Source organism: Actinoplanes sp. NPDC026623 (assembly GCF_040638275.1).
GTDB lineage: Bacteria > Actinomycetota > Actinomycetes > Mycobacteriales > Micromonosporaceae > Actinoplanes.
Map to the genome: position 1 here is coordinate 1 of NZ_JBEZXZ010000117.1, position 13291 is coordinate 13291.

Genomic DNA, 13291 nt, shown 5'->3' on the forward strand with positions numbered 1-13291 from the left:
GGATCGCCTCCGACGACCTGGTCGCGGTGGCGCTCCGGCCGGCGCCGTCCGCCGCGGCCGCCACCACCGACAGCACCGTGCCCTCGACCGGCTTGGCCACCGCCGCATATGCCGCCTCGCTGGCCGTGCGCAGCGCCCGGGCCAGCTCGCCGCCGCGCACCGCGAGCGACGTCGCGAAGGAGTCGGCCATGCCGCGCAGAATCTGCGACACGATGACCCCCGAGTTGCCCCGCGCGCCGAGCAGCGCACCGCGCGCCATCCGGCGCATCGTGCGGCCCAGCGGCGTCTGGCCCGCCGCCTCGGCGACCTCGCCGGACAGCCCGGGGGCCTCGTCGAGGGCCTGCTGGGCCGAGGCGAGAGTGAGCACCAGGTTGGTGCCGGTGTCGCCGTCGGGCACCGGGTAGACGTTCAGCAGGTCGATCTCGTGCTGGTGTGCGCGGAGCGCGGCCAGCCCACCGCCGCACCAGCGGCGTATCGCGGCGGCGTCCAGGGAGTCCAGCACGCGAAAAGCGTACTAACCGGGACCGACAATTGCTGGATGCAGGGTTCTCGGCAGGCAGGAGAAGGGGCGATTGGCTGTCCCGGCCGGCCATCGGGTAACCTGGCCAGGTTGCCCGGACGCAGACTGTCCGGGGCACCCTCAAGTTCGTATCAATCCCAGGAGTACCCCGTGGCTAGCGTGTGCGACGTCTGTGGCAAGGGACCGGGCTTCGGCCACAACGTGTCCCACTCGCACCGGCGGACCAACCGCCGCTGGAACCCGAACATCCAGTCGGTGCGCACCCCTGCCGGTGGTGGCAACACCAAGAAGCTCAAGGTCTGCACCTCGTGCATCAAGGCCGGCAAGGTCGTCCGCGCCTGACCTCCGCAACATGACAGCCCGCCAGGTCCCCGGACCCGGCGGGCTGGTTGCGTTTACCGGTCAGAGCACCCGGGCGTAGGACAGCACGCCCTCCTCGCCCTTGTAGTAGCCGAAGTCCTCGATGCGCTCGTAACCGCAGTTCAGGTACAGGGCGATCGCCTCGGGCTGTTTGTCGCCCGTTTCCAGGATCACCCGCTTGCAGCCTCGCTCCCGCGCCGATTCCTCGAGCGCCGCCAGCACCCGGCGGGCCACGCCGCGGCCGCGCGCCGCCGGGACCGTGAACATCCGCTTGAGCTCGGCGTCCGGCCCGTGTGCGCGCCAGCCGGCGCAACCCAGCAACTCGTCGCCCGCGTAGGCCACCAGGAAGGCTCCCCGCGGGGGCTCGAAGTCCGAGGCCGCCACCGGGGTGTCGTCGCCGCTGCCGCCGTACCTTCGGCCGAGTTCGGCCATCGCCTCGGCTATCAACAGCTGCACGGCGCGCTCGTCGAACCGGGCCTCGCGAATCTTGATCTCCACGCCGACCAACCTAATCAGCCCGATCGGCGGAAGTGATCCCACCCCGTGTCGCCCTGCCACGGCCGGCGGTCCACGGTCACCCCGGTGCCCTCGTGCACGCCGCCGATCGGCCGCCAGCCCGTGGGCAGGGTCACGCCGGGCGGGAACGTCGCGGCGAGTGCGTGGTCGTCCCCGCCGGCGAGCAGCCACACGTACGGATCGACGCCCAGCGCCGACGCCGCGTCGCGCATCTGATCGGGGATCTCGAACGCGTTGCGGTCGATGTTGATGCCGACCACGCTGGCGGCGGCGATGTGGCCCAGGTCCTGCAGCAGCCCGTCGGAGATGTCGATCATCGAGCTGGCGCCGGCCCGGGCGGCCGCGGTGCCGGCCGCGTAGGGCACCTCGGGACGGCGGTGCGCCTCGACCAGCAGCTTCGGCGTACGGAAGCCCCGGGAGAGGATGGTGAACCCGGCCGCGGCGTGGCCGGTGCGGCCGGCCAGCGCGACGATGTCGCCCGGCTGAGCGCCGCTGCGCACCACCGGCTCCCGGCCCCCCAGGTCGCCGAGCGCGGTGACGGCGATGGTCAGCGTCGGGCTGGACGACATGTCGCCGCCGACCACGCCCGCGCCGACCAGGCCCGCCTCCGCGGACAGCCCGCCGGCCAGCTCCTCGGCCCACTGTGCGTCCAGATCGGCCGGCATGCAGAGCGCGACCAGCAGCGCGGTGGGTGTCGCGCCCATCGCCGCGATGTCGGCGAGGTTGGCGGCGGCCGCCCGGTGGCCCACGTCGGTGGCGCTGGACCAGTCGCGCCGGAAGTGCCGGCCCTCGACCAGGATGTCGGTGCTCGCCACGATCCGGCGATCCGGCGCCGCCACGACCGCGGCGTCGTCGCCGGGGCCGAGCAGGCTCGCCGTGCCCGTTTCGAGCCGCGCGACGATCCGGGCGATGAGCCCGAACTCACCCGCGTCCGCGATGCTCAACGTCCCACCGTTCCTCTCGACCTCGGCCGGCCCAGTGTGCGCGGCATTGCGCGTCCGACCGGCTCCGTACTGTAGTTTCACGTTCGAGTCGCCAGCGTTGGCGGATAGGAGTCTGATCGTGGTCCAGGCATACATCCTCATCCAGACGGAGGTCGGAAAGGCCCGTGACGTGGCCGCCGCGATCGACAAAATCAATGGAGTGGTACGCGTCGACGCGGTGACCGGGCCCTACGACGTCGTGGTATTGGCGGAGGCGCACTCGGTCGACGAACTCGGCAAGATGATTGTGAGCAAGATCCAGTACGTACCGGGCATCACCCGGACCGTCACCTGCTCCGTGGTAAATCTCTGACATGCTCGATGTGGAGACCCGCCCCGAACCCCAGCCGGCCGCCGTGGACTCCACGACCCGCCGCGCCGCCTTGTGGGCGACCCTGATCGCGGTGCCGGTGGCCGTCCTGGCCGGCCTCCTGGTCTTCTCGAAGATCGTCCCCGAGGCGGACAGCGCGGCACCCGCGCCGTCCGCGACGCAGCCCGCGGTCCTACCGGCGGAACCGGTTCGGATGGCCGCGCCGAAGCTCCCGGCCCGGACCGCGCAGGTCTGCCTCGCGGTGACCTCGCAACTGCCGGTCAAGGTCCGCGACCTGGCCGCCCGCAGGGTCAGCGCCGGCCCGGAGCAGAACGCCGCCTACGGCGCGCCCGCGCTCACCGTGGCCTGCGGGGTCGCCCGGCCCGCGATGTGCACCAGCCTGACCGAGACCGGCTCCGGCTGCGTGCCCCTGGACACCGAGCTCATGACCATGAACAGGGTCTGCTGGTACGCCGACGAGCAGGCCGCCGCGACCACGTTCACGACCATGGACCGCGAGGTCCCGGTGCGGGTCACCGTCCCGAAGCAGTACCCGCAGGCCGCGCAGTGGGCCAACGAGTTCTCGGACCTGGTCGTGCGGACCGACAAGTCGATCACCGAGGGCCGGCCCACCGGCTGCGCCTAGGCGCCTAGTGCAGGCCGGTGCCGCGGCGCAGCGCGGTGCGGATCAGCCGGTCGACCACCTTGGGGTATTCCAGGCCGGTGGCCGCCCACATCAGCGGGAACATCGAGGTCGGCGTGAATCCCGGCATCGTGTTGATCTCGTTGAGGTAGATCTCGTTCGCCGCGGTCACGAAGAAGTCGACGCGGGCCAGGCCGGTGCAGTCCAGCGCGGTGAAGGTGCGGGCCGCGTACTCCTGGACCCGGCGGGCCACCTCGGGCTCGAGGCCCGCGGGGATCTGGTACGGCGTCCCGTCGCCCAGGTACTTCGCGTCGAAGTCGTAGAAGTCGTCGCCCTCGGTGTTCACCATGATCTCGGCCAGCAGCGACGCCTCGGGCGCGCCGCCGGCCTCGCCCTCGAGCACGCCGCACTCGATCTCGCGGCCGATGACGGCGGCCTCGACCAGCACCTTCGGATCGATCTGCCGGGCTTTCGCGACAGCCGCGTCCAGATCCGCCCAATCGGTGACTTTGCTGATGCCGTGCGACGAGCCGGCCCGCGACGGCTTGACGAAGACCGGCAGGCCGAGTCGCTCCTTGTCGGCGTCCGCGAGCGAGCAGCCGGCCCGGAGCACCGCGTACGGGCCGACCGGGATGCCCTCCGCGACGGCGAGCTTCTTGGTGAATTCCTTGTCCATGCCCGCCGCCGAGGCGAACACGTTGGCGCCCACGTACGGGATGCCGGCCATCTCGAGCATGCCCTGGATGGTGCCGTCCTCGCCGTAGGCGCCGTGCAGGGCCGGGAAGACCACGTCGACGCCCGCGAGCACCGCGACCCCGTCGGTCGGGTCGAGGACCAGCAGGCCCTCGGAGGTGGGGTCGGCGGGCAGCACGACGGCCCGGCCGGACTCGGCGGTGATCTCCGGCAGCTTGCGGTCGGTGATGGCGAACGTCTCCGGGTCGCCATCGGCCAGCACCCAGGCGCCGGTGCGGGTGATGCCGACCGGCACGGCCTCGTACTGGTCCGGGTCGAGGGCGCCGAGGATGCTGCCTGCGCTCACGCAGGAGATGGCGTGCTCGGTGCTGCGCCCGCCGAACACGATCGCCACACGGGTTTTGCGAGGGGTCGTCACGGAAAAGGCCTCTCGTTGCCGGACATCGCTAGGCTGCCTGCGCGCGTTTACGGGGCGGCAGGCATGCCGGGGGTGACCCTACTCTGCGTAGACAATATTGCGACGACGCGGGCGCTGGCACTGCAAACGGGGGACGGGGAGTCGATGAGACCAGCACTGCACGTGATCGCCTGGCAGGGTCCCGGGCGGTTGGCGACGATGGCGCACCCGCGCGGCGGGGACTGGCTGGCCGACGAGATGACCGGGCTGGCCGCGGCCGGGGTCGACGTCTTCGTCTCGGCGCTGACCTGGGAGGAGGACCGGCGGCTCGGGCTCACCGAGGTGGCCGAGGCCGCGTCCGCCGCCGGGATCGAGTTCCTGTCGTTCCCGATCGCCGACCGGGGCATACCGCGGGCCGGCGACATGACCGACACCGACGTGGTCGCCCTGGGCGTACGGCTGGCCGCGCACGTGCGCGCCGGGCGGTTCGTGGTGACCCAGTGTTTCGCCGGCATCGGCCGCTCGACGCTGCTGGCCTGCGCGACCCTGGTGATGCTGGGCGTCGGGCCGGAGCGGGCGCTGGAGATGGTCGCGCAGGCACGCGGCCTGCCGGTGCCGGACACCGAGACCCAGCGGGACTGGCTCTACGCGTTCGCGCTGCATCACGGCGGGTGACCGCCCGGACTGGTCAGGCGGCGGTGAAGGTCTGCGGCAGGGCGCCGGACTCCCAGAGCCCGTCGAGGTGCGAGAGAAAGCCGACCAGGCTGCGCTCGAGCTCGCGGCGCTCGCCGGCGGAGAGCACGGCGAGCGGGTCGGAGAAGATCAGGCCCGCGGGATGCCGGGCCCGGGTGCCGACGAACCTGCGGCAGGCGGTGCACCAGACGTAGCTGACCAGCGTGGGGCGGCGGGCGTTCGGCGCGGCGTTCACGTAGGCCCGCACGCCGCGACGGCCGCAGGAGGGGCAGTCGCGCTCGCCGGGCGCGGTGAGGAAGCTCTCGCCCTGCGCCAGCGCCGCCACCTCGTCGCCGCTGAAGCTGCTCCAGGTCATGGCGGTCAGGCCGCGTCCAGCGCGGCCGTCAGGTCGGCGACGAGATCCGCCGCGTCCTCGATGCCGCAGGAGAGCCGCACGAAGCCCGGCGTCGTGTCGTCGCCCCACTGCGCGCGGCGGTCGGCGGTGGTGTGCAGGCCGCCGAACGAGGTCGCGGCGAAGACCAGCTCGGAGGCAGTCAGGAAGCGGGCCACCCGCTCGGCGCTGCCCAGGTCGAAGCCGATGATGCCGGGGATGCGGCGCATCTGCGCCGCGGCCACCTGGTACGACGGGTCGGACGGGAGCCCCGGGAAACGCACGTGCCGCACGTCGGGTCGCCCGGCCAGCAGCTCGGCCAGCACCGCCGCGTTGGCGCTCTGCCGGGCCAGCCGCAGGTCCAGCGTGGCCAGCGAGCGGTGGGCCAGCCAGGAGTCGAACGCGCCCGGGACGCCGCCGGTCTGCGAGCGCCAGGTGGTGACCTTGGCGAGCAGTTCCTCGTCGTTGGTCGCAACGTAGCCGAGCAGCACATCGGAGTGCCCGGTCAGCGCCTTGGTCCCCGACGCGACGACCACGTCGGCGCCGAGGTCGAGCGGGCGCTGCCCGAGCGGCGTCGGCGTGGTGTTGTCGACGGCGACCAGCGCCCCGGCGGCGTGCGCGGCCGCGGACACCGCACGGATGTCGCAGACGTCCAGGCCCGGGTTGGCCGGCGTCTCCAGCAGCACCAGCCGCACGCCCTCGAAGGAAGGGTAGGGGCCGACGGTCGGCACGAGCAACGTCTTGACGCCCAGGTCGCTCAGCGTGCCCTCGGCGAACGCGCGCACGGCGAAGTAACCGTCCGACGGCAGGGCCACGGTGTCACCGCTGTGCACGGTGGAGAGCAGCAGCGCGGTGATGGCCGCCTGCCCGCTCGCGAAGGCCAGCACGGGGCCGCCCTCGAGCTCGCCGATGGCCGCCTCGAGCGCGCGCCGGGTGGGGTTGTCGGGCCGCCCGTAGCCGTTGACCTTCTGCCCGTCCACCGGGTCGAGGTGGTAGGGCGCCGCGAACACCGGTCCGGGCAGGAACGGCGTGCCCGGCACCGGATCCGGCAGGCCGGCGTGCACGACCCGGGTGCCGTCACCATCGAAGCTCACTCCGGCTTCATCTCCCGTCCCATCAGCAGCTTGACCGCGACCCGCGGGTCCACGCCCTCGTGGCAGACCCGCTCCACCTGCTCGGTGATCGGCATCTCGACGCCGTGCGCCCGGGCCAGGTCGCGGATCGCCAGGCAGCTCTTGACGCCCTCGGCGGTCTGCCGGGCGGCGCGCTGCGCCTGCTCCAGGGACTCGCCCCGGCCGAGATGCTCGCCGAAGGTGCGGTTGCGCGACAGCGGCGACGAGCAGGTGGCGACCAGGTCGCCGAGGCCGGCCAGCCCGGCGAAGGTCATGGGGTCGGCGCCGAGCGCCACCCCGAGCCGGGCGGTCTCGGCCAGCCCGCGGGTGATCAGCGAGGCCTTGGTGTTGTCGCCCATGCCCATCGCGGTGGCCATCCCGTACGCGAGCGCGATGACGTTCTTGACCGCGCCGCCCAGCTCGCAGCCGATGACGTCGTCACTGGTGTAGGGCCGCACGTAGGGCAACGCGATGGCCTGCTGCACCTGCTGGGCGCGGTCGGCGCAGGTGCTGGCCACCACGGTCGCCGCGGGCTGCTCGGCGGCGACCTCGGGTGCCAGGTTCGGCCCGGAGATCACCACCACCCGGTCCGGGTCGACCCCGGCCGTCTCGACGATGACCTGGCTCATCCGCTTGGTGGTGCCGAGCTCGATGCCCTTCATCAGCGAGATCAGGGTCGATCCGGCGGGCAGGTGCACGGCCCAGTCGGCGAGGTTGCCGCGCAGCGTCTGCGAGGGCACGGCGAGAAAGACCAGTTCGGCGCCGTCGAGCGCGGCGGCGAGGTCGCTGGTGGCGCTGACCCGGTCGGGCAGCTTGACGCCCGGCAGCGCGGTCTCGTTGACACCGTCCGCGCGGATGGCGGCGGCCACCGACTCGCGGCGGGCCCACAGGGTCACGTCCGAACCCGCCTCGGCCAGGATCTTGGCGAACGCCGTACCCCAGGCACCGGCACCGAGCACCGCAGCGCGCGTCATGCAGAAACTTCCCTTCGCATCAGGTCGTGCCGGCGCTCGGTCATGCCGTGGGTTCCGTCGTGCCCTGGGTGCGGGCGGCGACCTGGTAGATCGGGGGCGGACTCTCGTCGCGCAGCTCGGCGAGCAGGTCCCGGGTGGCCAGCTGGATCGCCTCGGTCATCTGCTCCAGCGCGGCCCGGCTCGGCGCCTGGCCCTGCCAGCGGCTGAGGTCGACGGGCTTGCCGACGGCGACGCTGACCTGGACCCGGCGGCCCAGCGAGATCTTCTTCGTCCGCACGTCGTGCACCTGCTGCGCGCCCCAGGTCGCCATCGGCAGCACCGGCGCACCGGTGACCAGCGCCAGCCGGGCCGCGCCGGTCTTGCCCCGCATCGGCCACAGGTCGGGCTCGCGGGTCGTGGTGCCCTCCGGGTAGATCACCACCACGCCGCCCTGGTGCAGGGCCTCGATGAGTGTGTCGAGGGACTTCACCGCTTCCACACTGCCGCGTTCGACCGGGATTTGCAGGGTCTTACGGAGCATGAAGCCGACGAACGGCACCTTCCAGATGCTCGCCTTGGCGAGGAAGCGGGGCCAGCGCCCGGACGCGTAGATGTAGTGGGCCACCAGCAGCGGGTCGAACTGCGACATGTGGTTCGGCGTGATGATGAACCCGCCGGCGGCCGGCAGGTTCTCCATGCCGCGCCAGCTGCGCTTCGTCCAGACCGTCATCGCGGGTAACAGGAGCAGCACAGCGAGTCGCCGCCAGAATCCAAGCCTGCGCCGCGCCATGGTTCCTCCCCTGCTGCCCCCGCGGCGTGTCCCGCGCCGCCGCACCCACCCTGCGACGAAATCATGCCTGCTCGCGGTCGCCGTAGCCAGGGCGGGGGCCGGTCCTGAGCCTGGTGGCAGGATTGACGCCGTGTCAGGAGCGGACTGGACGGCGGTCATTCCCGTCAAGCGCCTCAGCGCGGCCAAGAGCCGGCTGCGCGGCGCCGTGCTCGACGCCCGGCACGAGGACCTCGCGCTGGCGATGGTCCGCGACACGGTGGCCGCCGTCACCTCCTGCCCGCGGGTGGCCGAGCTGCTGGTCGTCACGGACGATCCCGCCGCCACCGCCGCGGTGGCCGCCCTCGGCGCGCGGGCGGTGCCCGACGCTCCCGGGGCGGGGCTGAACGCCGCCCTGCGGTTCGGCGCCGACCAGGTAGCCGGGCTGTCCCGGCGGCGCGCGGTGCTCACCGGCGACCTGCCCGCGCTGCGGCCCGGCGAGCTCGACGAGGCGCTGGCCGCGGCCGGACCGGGCCGCAGCTTCGTCGCCGACGCGGCCGGCACCGGCACGGTCCTGCTCACCGCGGCCGCCGGCAGCCCGCTCGAGCCGCGGTTCGGGTCCGGCTCGGCGGCGGCGCATGCCGCGTCGCACGCCCGGGCGCTGACCGGGTCGTGGCCGGGGCTGCGCCAGGATGTGGACACCGCGGGCGACCTGCGCACGGTGCTGGCGCTCGGCGCCGGCGAGCACACCCGCGCGCTGCTGCGTGATCTCGGACTCATCGCCGAGTGCGGTGCTTGCGGTGTGCCGGCGGGCCCGCACCGGTAGCGTTGCCGCCATGCAGGGCACGGTCGCGACGTTCGATACCCAGGCACACACCGGCACGCTGTTGCTCGACGACGGCACTGAGCTGGCCTTCCCGGCGGAGGCGTTCAGGGCCTCCGGGCTGCGCCTGCTCCGCCTCGGGCAGCGTGTCTCCATCGAGGCCGGCCCGGACGGGGTCGTGAACAAGGTCGAACTTCCCGGAATCAGATGAGCCCTGTTCGTTTCCTGTTCTCCGTGGACGGGCGATGATGGGGCAATGACCCCGCCCCGGACACCCGACACGACCGTGCCCCCCGCGGCGCGCCGCCGCGGCCCGAACGGGCGATTCCTCCCCCGCGGCGAGCAGGCCGCAGAGACCGATACCGGCACCGACCGCAGCACCGCCGGGACGACCGCCATCGAGCCGACCGCCATCGAGCCGACGGAGCCCGTCATGAGCAGCCCCGCCGCACCCCCCACCGAGAGCACGGACGACATCGACGTCGCCGACCTGCCCGACCTGCCCGAGCTGCCGGACGACCGGTTCCTCAACCGGGAGCTGTCCTGGCTCGACTTCAACGCCCGGGTGCTCGCCCTCGCCGAGGATCCGGAGACCGCGCTGCTGGAGCGCGCCAAATTCCTGGCCATCTTCGCCAGCAACCTCGACGAGTTCTACATGGTCCGCGTCGCGGGCCTCAAGCGCCGGCTGAAGGCCGGCCTGCCGATGCGCGGTGGCGACCGCTCGTCCCTGCGCCACCAGCTCGCGATGATCACCGAGCGGGCCGCGGATCTGGTCACCCGGCACGCCGCCTGCTTCGGCGACGAGGTCCGGCCGAAGCTGTCCGCCGAGGGCATCGAGCTGGTCAGCTGGGGCGAGCTGGACGCGCCCGAGCGCGAGCGGCTGCGCACGTTCTTCCGCGAGCAGGTCTTCCCGGTGCTGACCCCGCTCGCCGTCGACCCGGCGCACCCGTTCCCCTACATCTCGAGCCGCTCGCTGAACCTCGCCGTCGCGCTGCGCGATCCGGTCGGCAACGGCACCGAGTTGTTCGCCCGGATAAAGGTGCCGGACAACGTGCACCGCTTCGTGACGGTGCAGAACGACAGCCGCGGCGTGCGCTTCCTGCCCGTCGAGGAGCTCATCGCCGCACACCTGGACCAGCTCTTCTCCGGGATGCAGATCCTGGAGTGGCACCTGTTCCGGGTGACCCGCAACGCCGAGCTCGAGGTCGACGAGGACCGCGACGAGGACCTGTTGCAGGCCCTCGAGCGCGAGCTCGCCCAGCGCCGCTTCGGCCCGCCGGTGCGCCTCGAGGTGGCCGCCTCCATCAGCGACCACGTCCTCGACCTGCTCTCCCGCGAGCTCGAGATGGACAGCCAGGACGTGCTGCGGGTGCCGGGGCTGCTGGACCTTTCGGCGCTGTGGCAGGTCTTCGGCGAGTGCGACCGCGACGACCTCAAGGACCGGCCGTTCGTGCCGGCCACCCACCCGCAGCTCGCCGACGGCGAGGTGCCGCGCAGCGTCTTCAACCGGCTGCGCGAGTGCGACATCCTGGTGCACCACCCCTACCACTCGTTCTCCACAAGCGTGCAGCGCTTCATCGAGCAGGCCGCCGCGGATCCGAACGTGCTGGCCATCAAGCAGACCCTCTACCGCACCAGCGGCGACTCCCCGATAGTCGACGCGCTCGTCGACGCCGCGGCCGCCGGCAAGCAGGTGGTGGTGCTGGTCGAGGTGAAGGCGCGCTTCGACGAGGTCGCGAACATCGCCTGGGCCCGCACGCTCGAGCGGGCCGGCTGCCACGTCGTCTACGGCCTGGTCGGCCTCAAGACGCACTGCAAGACCTCCCTGGTGGTGCGCCAGGAGGGCAACCAGATCCGCCGCTACTGCCACATCGGTACGGGCAACTACCACCCGAAGACCGCGCGGCTCTACGAGGACTTCGGCATGCTCACCGCCGATCCCGAGGTCGGCGCGGACGTCACCGATCTGTTCAACGTGCTGACCGGCTACAGCCGGCAGACCGCCTTCCGGCGCCTGCTGGTGGCCCCGCACGGCGTGCGGGCCGGCCTGATCGAGCGGATCGAGGAGCAGGCCCGGATCGCCCGCGAGGGCGGCGAGGCGCTGGTGCAGTTCAAGGTGAACTCACTTGTCGACGAGGAGACCTGCGACGCGCTCTACCGCGCCTCGCAGGACGGCGTGAAGATCGACCTGATCATTCGCGGCATGTGCGCGCTGCGCCCCGGCGTCCCGGGTCTGTCGGACAACATCCGGGTCCGCTCGATCGTCGGCCGGTTCCTGGAGCACTCGCGGGTGTTCCGCTTCGGCGCGGGCGACGACGCGGAATACTGGATCGGCTCGGCCGACCTCATGCACCGCAACCTGGACCGCCGGGTCGAGGCGCTGGTGCGGGTCAGCCTGCCCTCCGCGCAGAACGACCTGCGCCGCGTGATGGAGCTGTCCATGCGCGACGAGAGCGAGGGCTGGGACCTGTCGGCCGACGGCACCTGGCACCGTCGCGCGTCGACACCGTCGGACCCGCACGTCCACCTGCAGGAGGCGCTGCTGCGCCGGATCATCGGCAAGGCGGTCTGATCGGTGCCCAAGCCCGTACGGGCCGCCGGCGGCGTCCTGTGGCGGCCCGCCGGAGACTCGATCGAGGTCTGCGTCGTGCACCGGCCGTACCTTCGCGACTGGAGCCTGCCGAAGGGCAAACTCGACGGCGGGGAGCATCCGCTCGCCGCCGCGGCGCGCGAGGTGCTCGAGGAGACCGGCCTGCGCGGCGAGCCCCAGCTTCGGCTGCCCGAGGTGGCGTACACGATGCCGGACGGCGTGCCCAAGACCGTCGACTTCTGGCTGATGCGCTGCGCCGACGGCCCGGCGGAGGACCCGGCGGACCCGACCGAGGTGGACGAGGTGCTCTTCCTGTCGCCTGCCGACGCCGTCGCGAGGCTGAGCTATCCGGACGACCGGCGCCTCGTGCGGCGGGTCGCCGGGCTGCCGCCGGTGACCGCGGTGACGGCGCTGGTGCGGCACGGGCACGCGGGCCGGCGCGGCGAGTTCGAGGGCGACGACGACCTGCGGCCGCTCGACTCCCGGGGCCGGGCCGAGGCGGAGACGCTGGGCCGGGTGGTCGCCCTGATCGGCCCGCGGCGGCTCGTCGCCGGCACCCCGCTGCGATGCCGGCAGACCCTCGAGCCACTCGCGACCCGGCTGGGGCTGCCCATCGAGACGGATTCGGCGTTCGCGGAGCCGGCCGACATGGACGAGGTGCCGGCCAACGCGAGGGCGGCGGCGGCCCGGCTGGCCGAGCTCCGCGACGGTGAGCGGACGGCGGTGAGCAGCCAGGGCAAGGTGATTCCGGGGTTGCTGGCACTGTTGGACGGCGCCGAGGACACCGCGCCCTACCGGACGCGCAAGGGTGCGGGCTGGATACTCACCTGGTCCGGCGACCGCCTCCTGGCGTCGAGCCGGATCTAGGCCGCACCGGGTTCGCCGTGCGGCGCCCGGCCGGCGGCAACTGGTCCGCCCGCCAGTATCCGACCAGGTCTCCGGTGAGCCAGCGGGCCCGCCAGAACTCGTCGTCGCGTGGCTCCCAGTCCCGCAGCGGCAGCAGCGCCACCCGCCAGGACAGCACACCGGCGAGGTACCAGCCGTACAGCGGGACCGCGCCGAGCGCCGCGTCGCGGCGCCGGTAGGAGCCGTACGGCCCGAGCACGAAGACGACAAGTCCCGACCAGGCCCAGGTGACGGCCCAGTCCACCAGGCCCTGCCCGGTCCAGCGCTCGGCCAGGCCGCCCAGTTTCCACCCGGGCACGACGGCACAGACGAAGACGGCAGCGGCGATAAGCGACCTGCCGACGAGGCCGCGGGGTTCGGCGGAGCTACGGTCCATGATGCGGACCGTAGGCTCAGCGGCCGCTGTGGCGCCGGAACACACTAGGGGCGTCCACCGTACGGGTGGACGCCCCTCGTGTCTCACCGCCGAACTGAGCGGGCCTCGCGGCCCGTTCTGATCAACGGGTCTTGCGTGCCGCGGACGTGCGAGCGGTCGTGGCCCGGCTGGCCGGGGTGGCGCTGGTGGCCGCCGTGGTCTTGCGGGCGGTCGCCTTCTTGGCCGGCGCCGCCTTGGTGGCAGTCGACTTGGCAGCAGCCGACTTGGTGGCGGTCTTCTT

At 72.8% G+C, this 13291-nt stretch carries 17 protein-coding genes; 8 read left to right on the forward strand and 9 right to left on the reverse strand.

All coding sequences use genetic code 11. The features are described from left to right. On the reverse strand, positions 1–502 hold a 502-nt coding region (locus AB0F10_RS28520; protein ID WP_360631579.1), incomplete at its 3' end, for a DAK2 domain-containing protein. A 168-nt stretch (positions 503–670) separates the two neighbouring features. Here AB0F10_RS28520 and rpmB point away from each other — a divergent pair. Beyond that, positions 671–862, forward strand: coding sequence for a 50S ribosomal protein L28 (gene rpmB / locus AB0F10_RS28525; protein ID WP_023561910.1), 192 nt, complete (start codon positions 671–673; stop codon positions 860–862). A 60-nt stretch (positions 863–922) separates the two neighbouring features. Here rpmB and AB0F10_RS28530 read toward each other — a convergent pair whose 3' ends face one another. Both AB0F10_RS28530 and AB0F10_RS28535 read right to left on the reverse strand, forming a co-directional pair. Next, a complete protein-coding gene (locus AB0F10_RS28530) occupies positions 923–1378 on the reverse strand; it encodes a GNAT family N-acetyltransferase (protein WP_360631582.1) in 456 nt (151 codons plus the stop codon). A gap of 14 nt (positions 1379–1392) precedes the next feature. After that, complete coding sequence (locus AB0F10_RS28535; protein WP_360631585.1) at positions 1393–2340, reverse strand: thiamine-phosphate kinase; 948 nt, start codon at positions 2338–2340, stop codon at positions 1393–1395. Between the two features lie 118 nt (positions 2341–2458). Here AB0F10_RS28535 and AB0F10_RS28540 point away from each other — a divergent pair, with 118 nt between their 5' ends. Then, positions 2459–2692: an Lrp/AsnC ligand binding domain-containing protein gene (locus tag AB0F10_RS28540; protein WP_360216720.1), complete on the forward strand. Its 234-nt coding sequence runs from the start codon at positions 2459–2461 to the stop codon at positions 2690–2692. A 1-nt stretch (position 2693) separates the two neighbouring features. Next, the gene (locus AB0F10_RS28545; protein WP_360631588.1) at positions 2694–3335 is read left to right on the forward strand and encodes a DUF3515 family protein; all 642 of its coding nucleotides are present in this window, start codon (positions 2694–2696) and stop codon (positions 3333–3335) included. Positions 3336–3339: 4 nt separating this feature from the next. Here AB0F10_RS28545 and AB0F10_RS28550 read toward each other — a convergent pair whose 3' ends face one another. Then, positions 3340–4443 (reverse strand): D-alanine--D-alanine ligase family protein, encoded by a 1104-nt coding sequence (locus AB0F10_RS28550; RefSeq protein WP_360631591.1) that lies wholly within the window; start codon positions 4441–4443, stop codon positions 3340–3342. A gap of 144 nt (positions 4444–4587) precedes the next feature. Between AB0F10_RS28550 and AB0F10_RS28555 the strand changes: the two genes are divergently transcribed. Continuing rightward, positions 4588–5097 (forward strand): tyrosine protein phosphatase, encoded by a 510-nt coding sequence (locus tag AB0F10_RS28555; RefSeq protein WP_360631594.1) that lies wholly within the window; start codon positions 4588–4590, stop codon positions 5095–5097. 13 nt (positions 5098–5110) lie between these two features. Here the strand turns inward: AB0F10_RS28555 and AB0F10_RS28560 are convergent, their stop codons facing one another. The 4 genes from AB0F10_RS28560 to AB0F10_RS28575 are packed head-to-tail and all read right to left on the reverse strand — an operon-like array spanning position 5111 to position 8340. After that, positions 5111–5470 (reverse strand): hypothetical protein, encoded by a 360-nt coding sequence (locus tag AB0F10_RS28560; RefSeq protein ID WP_360631597.1) that lies wholly within the window; start codon positions 5468–5470, stop codon positions 5111–5113. A gap of 5 nt (positions 5471–5475) precedes the next feature. Continuing rightward, complete coding sequence (locus AB0F10_RS28565) at positions 5476–6579, reverse strand: cystathionine gamma-lyase (RefSeq protein WP_360631600.1); 1104 nt, start codon at positions 6577–6579, stop codon at positions 5476–5478. Further along, complete coding sequence (locus AB0F10_RS28570; protein WP_360631603.1) at positions 6576–7571, reverse strand: NAD(P)H-dependent glycerol-3-phosphate dehydrogenase; 996 nt, start codon at positions 7569–7571, stop codon at positions 6576–6578. The genes AB0F10_RS28565 and AB0F10_RS28570 overlap by 4 nt, the downstream gene beginning before the upstream one ends. A gap of 40 nt (positions 7572–7611) precedes the next feature. Continuing rightward, positions 7612–8340, reverse strand: coding sequence for a lysophospholipid acyltransferase family protein (locus AB0F10_RS28575; protein ID WP_360631606.1), 729 nt, complete (start codon positions 8338–8340; stop codon positions 7612–7614). 130 nt (positions 8341–8470) lie between these two features. Between AB0F10_RS28575 and cofC the strand changes: the two genes are divergently transcribed. From cofC to AB0F10_RS28595, 4 genes are read left to right on the forward strand one after another with little or no spacing between them, the layout of a single operon-like run. After that, the gene (gene cofC / locus AB0F10_RS28580) at positions 8471–9142 is read left to right on the forward strand and encodes a 2-phospho-L-lactate guanylyltransferase (RefSeq protein ID WP_360631609.1); all 672 of its coding nucleotides are present in this window, start codon (positions 8471–8473) and stop codon (positions 9140–9142) included. A 10-nt stretch (positions 9143–9152) separates the two neighbouring features. Beyond that, positions 9153–9350 (forward strand): cold-shock protein, encoded by a 198-nt coding sequence (locus tag AB0F10_RS28585; RefSeq protein WP_360631612.1) that lies wholly within the window; start codon positions 9153–9155, stop codon positions 9348–9350. Positions 9351–9395: 45 nt separating this feature from the next. Further along, positions 9396–11711 carry an RNA degradosome polyphosphate kinase gene (locus AB0F10_RS28590; protein ID WP_360631614.1) on the forward strand — a complete coding sequence of 772 codons (2316 nt, stop codon included), beginning with the start codon at positions 9396–9398 and terminating at the stop codon, positions 11709–11711. 3 nt (positions 11712–11714) lie between these two features. After that, positions 11715–12596 (forward strand): NUDIX hydrolase, encoded by an 882-nt coding sequence (locus AB0F10_RS28595; protein WP_360631617.1) that lies wholly within the window; start codon positions 11715–11717, stop codon positions 12594–12596. Here the strand turns inward: AB0F10_RS28595 and AB0F10_RS28600 are convergent. Further along, the gene (locus tag AB0F10_RS28600; protein ID WP_360631620.1) at positions 12553–13011 is read right to left on the reverse strand and encodes a hypothetical protein; all 459 of its coding nucleotides are present in this window, start codon (positions 13009–13011) and stop codon (positions 12553–12555) included. The two genes, AB0F10_RS28595 and AB0F10_RS28600, sit on opposite strands and share 44 nt — an antisense overlap. Positions 13012–13291 lie beyond the last annotated feature (280 nt).

Bases quoted from the DNA above. Each gene is read 5' to 3' on its own strand.
- AB0F10_RS28590 (WP_360631614.1), top strand. From the start codon at position 9,396: ATGACCCCGCCCCGGACACCCGACACGACCGTGCCCCCCGCGGCGCGC.
- AB0F10_RS28545 (WP_360631588.1), top strand. From the start codon at position 2,694: ATGCTCGATGTGGAGACCCGCCCCGAACCCCAGCCGGCCGCCGTGGAC.
- AB0F10_RS28560 (WP_360631597.1), bottom strand. From the start codon at position 5,470: ATGACCTGGAGCAGCTTCAGCGGCGACGAGGTGGCGGCGCTGGCGCAG.
- AB0F10_RS28570 (WP_360631603.1), bottom strand. From the start codon at position 7,571: ATGACGCGCGCTGCGGTGCTCGGTGCCGGTGCCTGGGGTACGGCGTTC.
- AB0F10_RS28585 (WP_360631612.1), top strand. From the start codon at position 9,153: ATGCAGGGCACGGTCGCGACGTTCGATACCCAGGCACACACCGGCACG.
- AB0F10_RS28600 (WP_360631620.1), bottom strand. From the start codon at position 13,011: ATGGACCGTAGCTCCGCCGAACCCCGCGGCCTCGTCGGCAGGTCGCTT.
- AB0F10_RS28555 (WP_360631594.1), top strand. From the start codon at position 4,588: ATGAGACCAGCACTGCACGTGATCGCCTGGCAGGGTCCCGGGCGGTTG.
- AB0F10_RS28575 (WP_360631606.1), bottom strand. From the start codon at position 8,340: ATGGCGCGGCGCAGGCTTGGATTCTGGCGGCGACTCGCTGTGCTGCTC.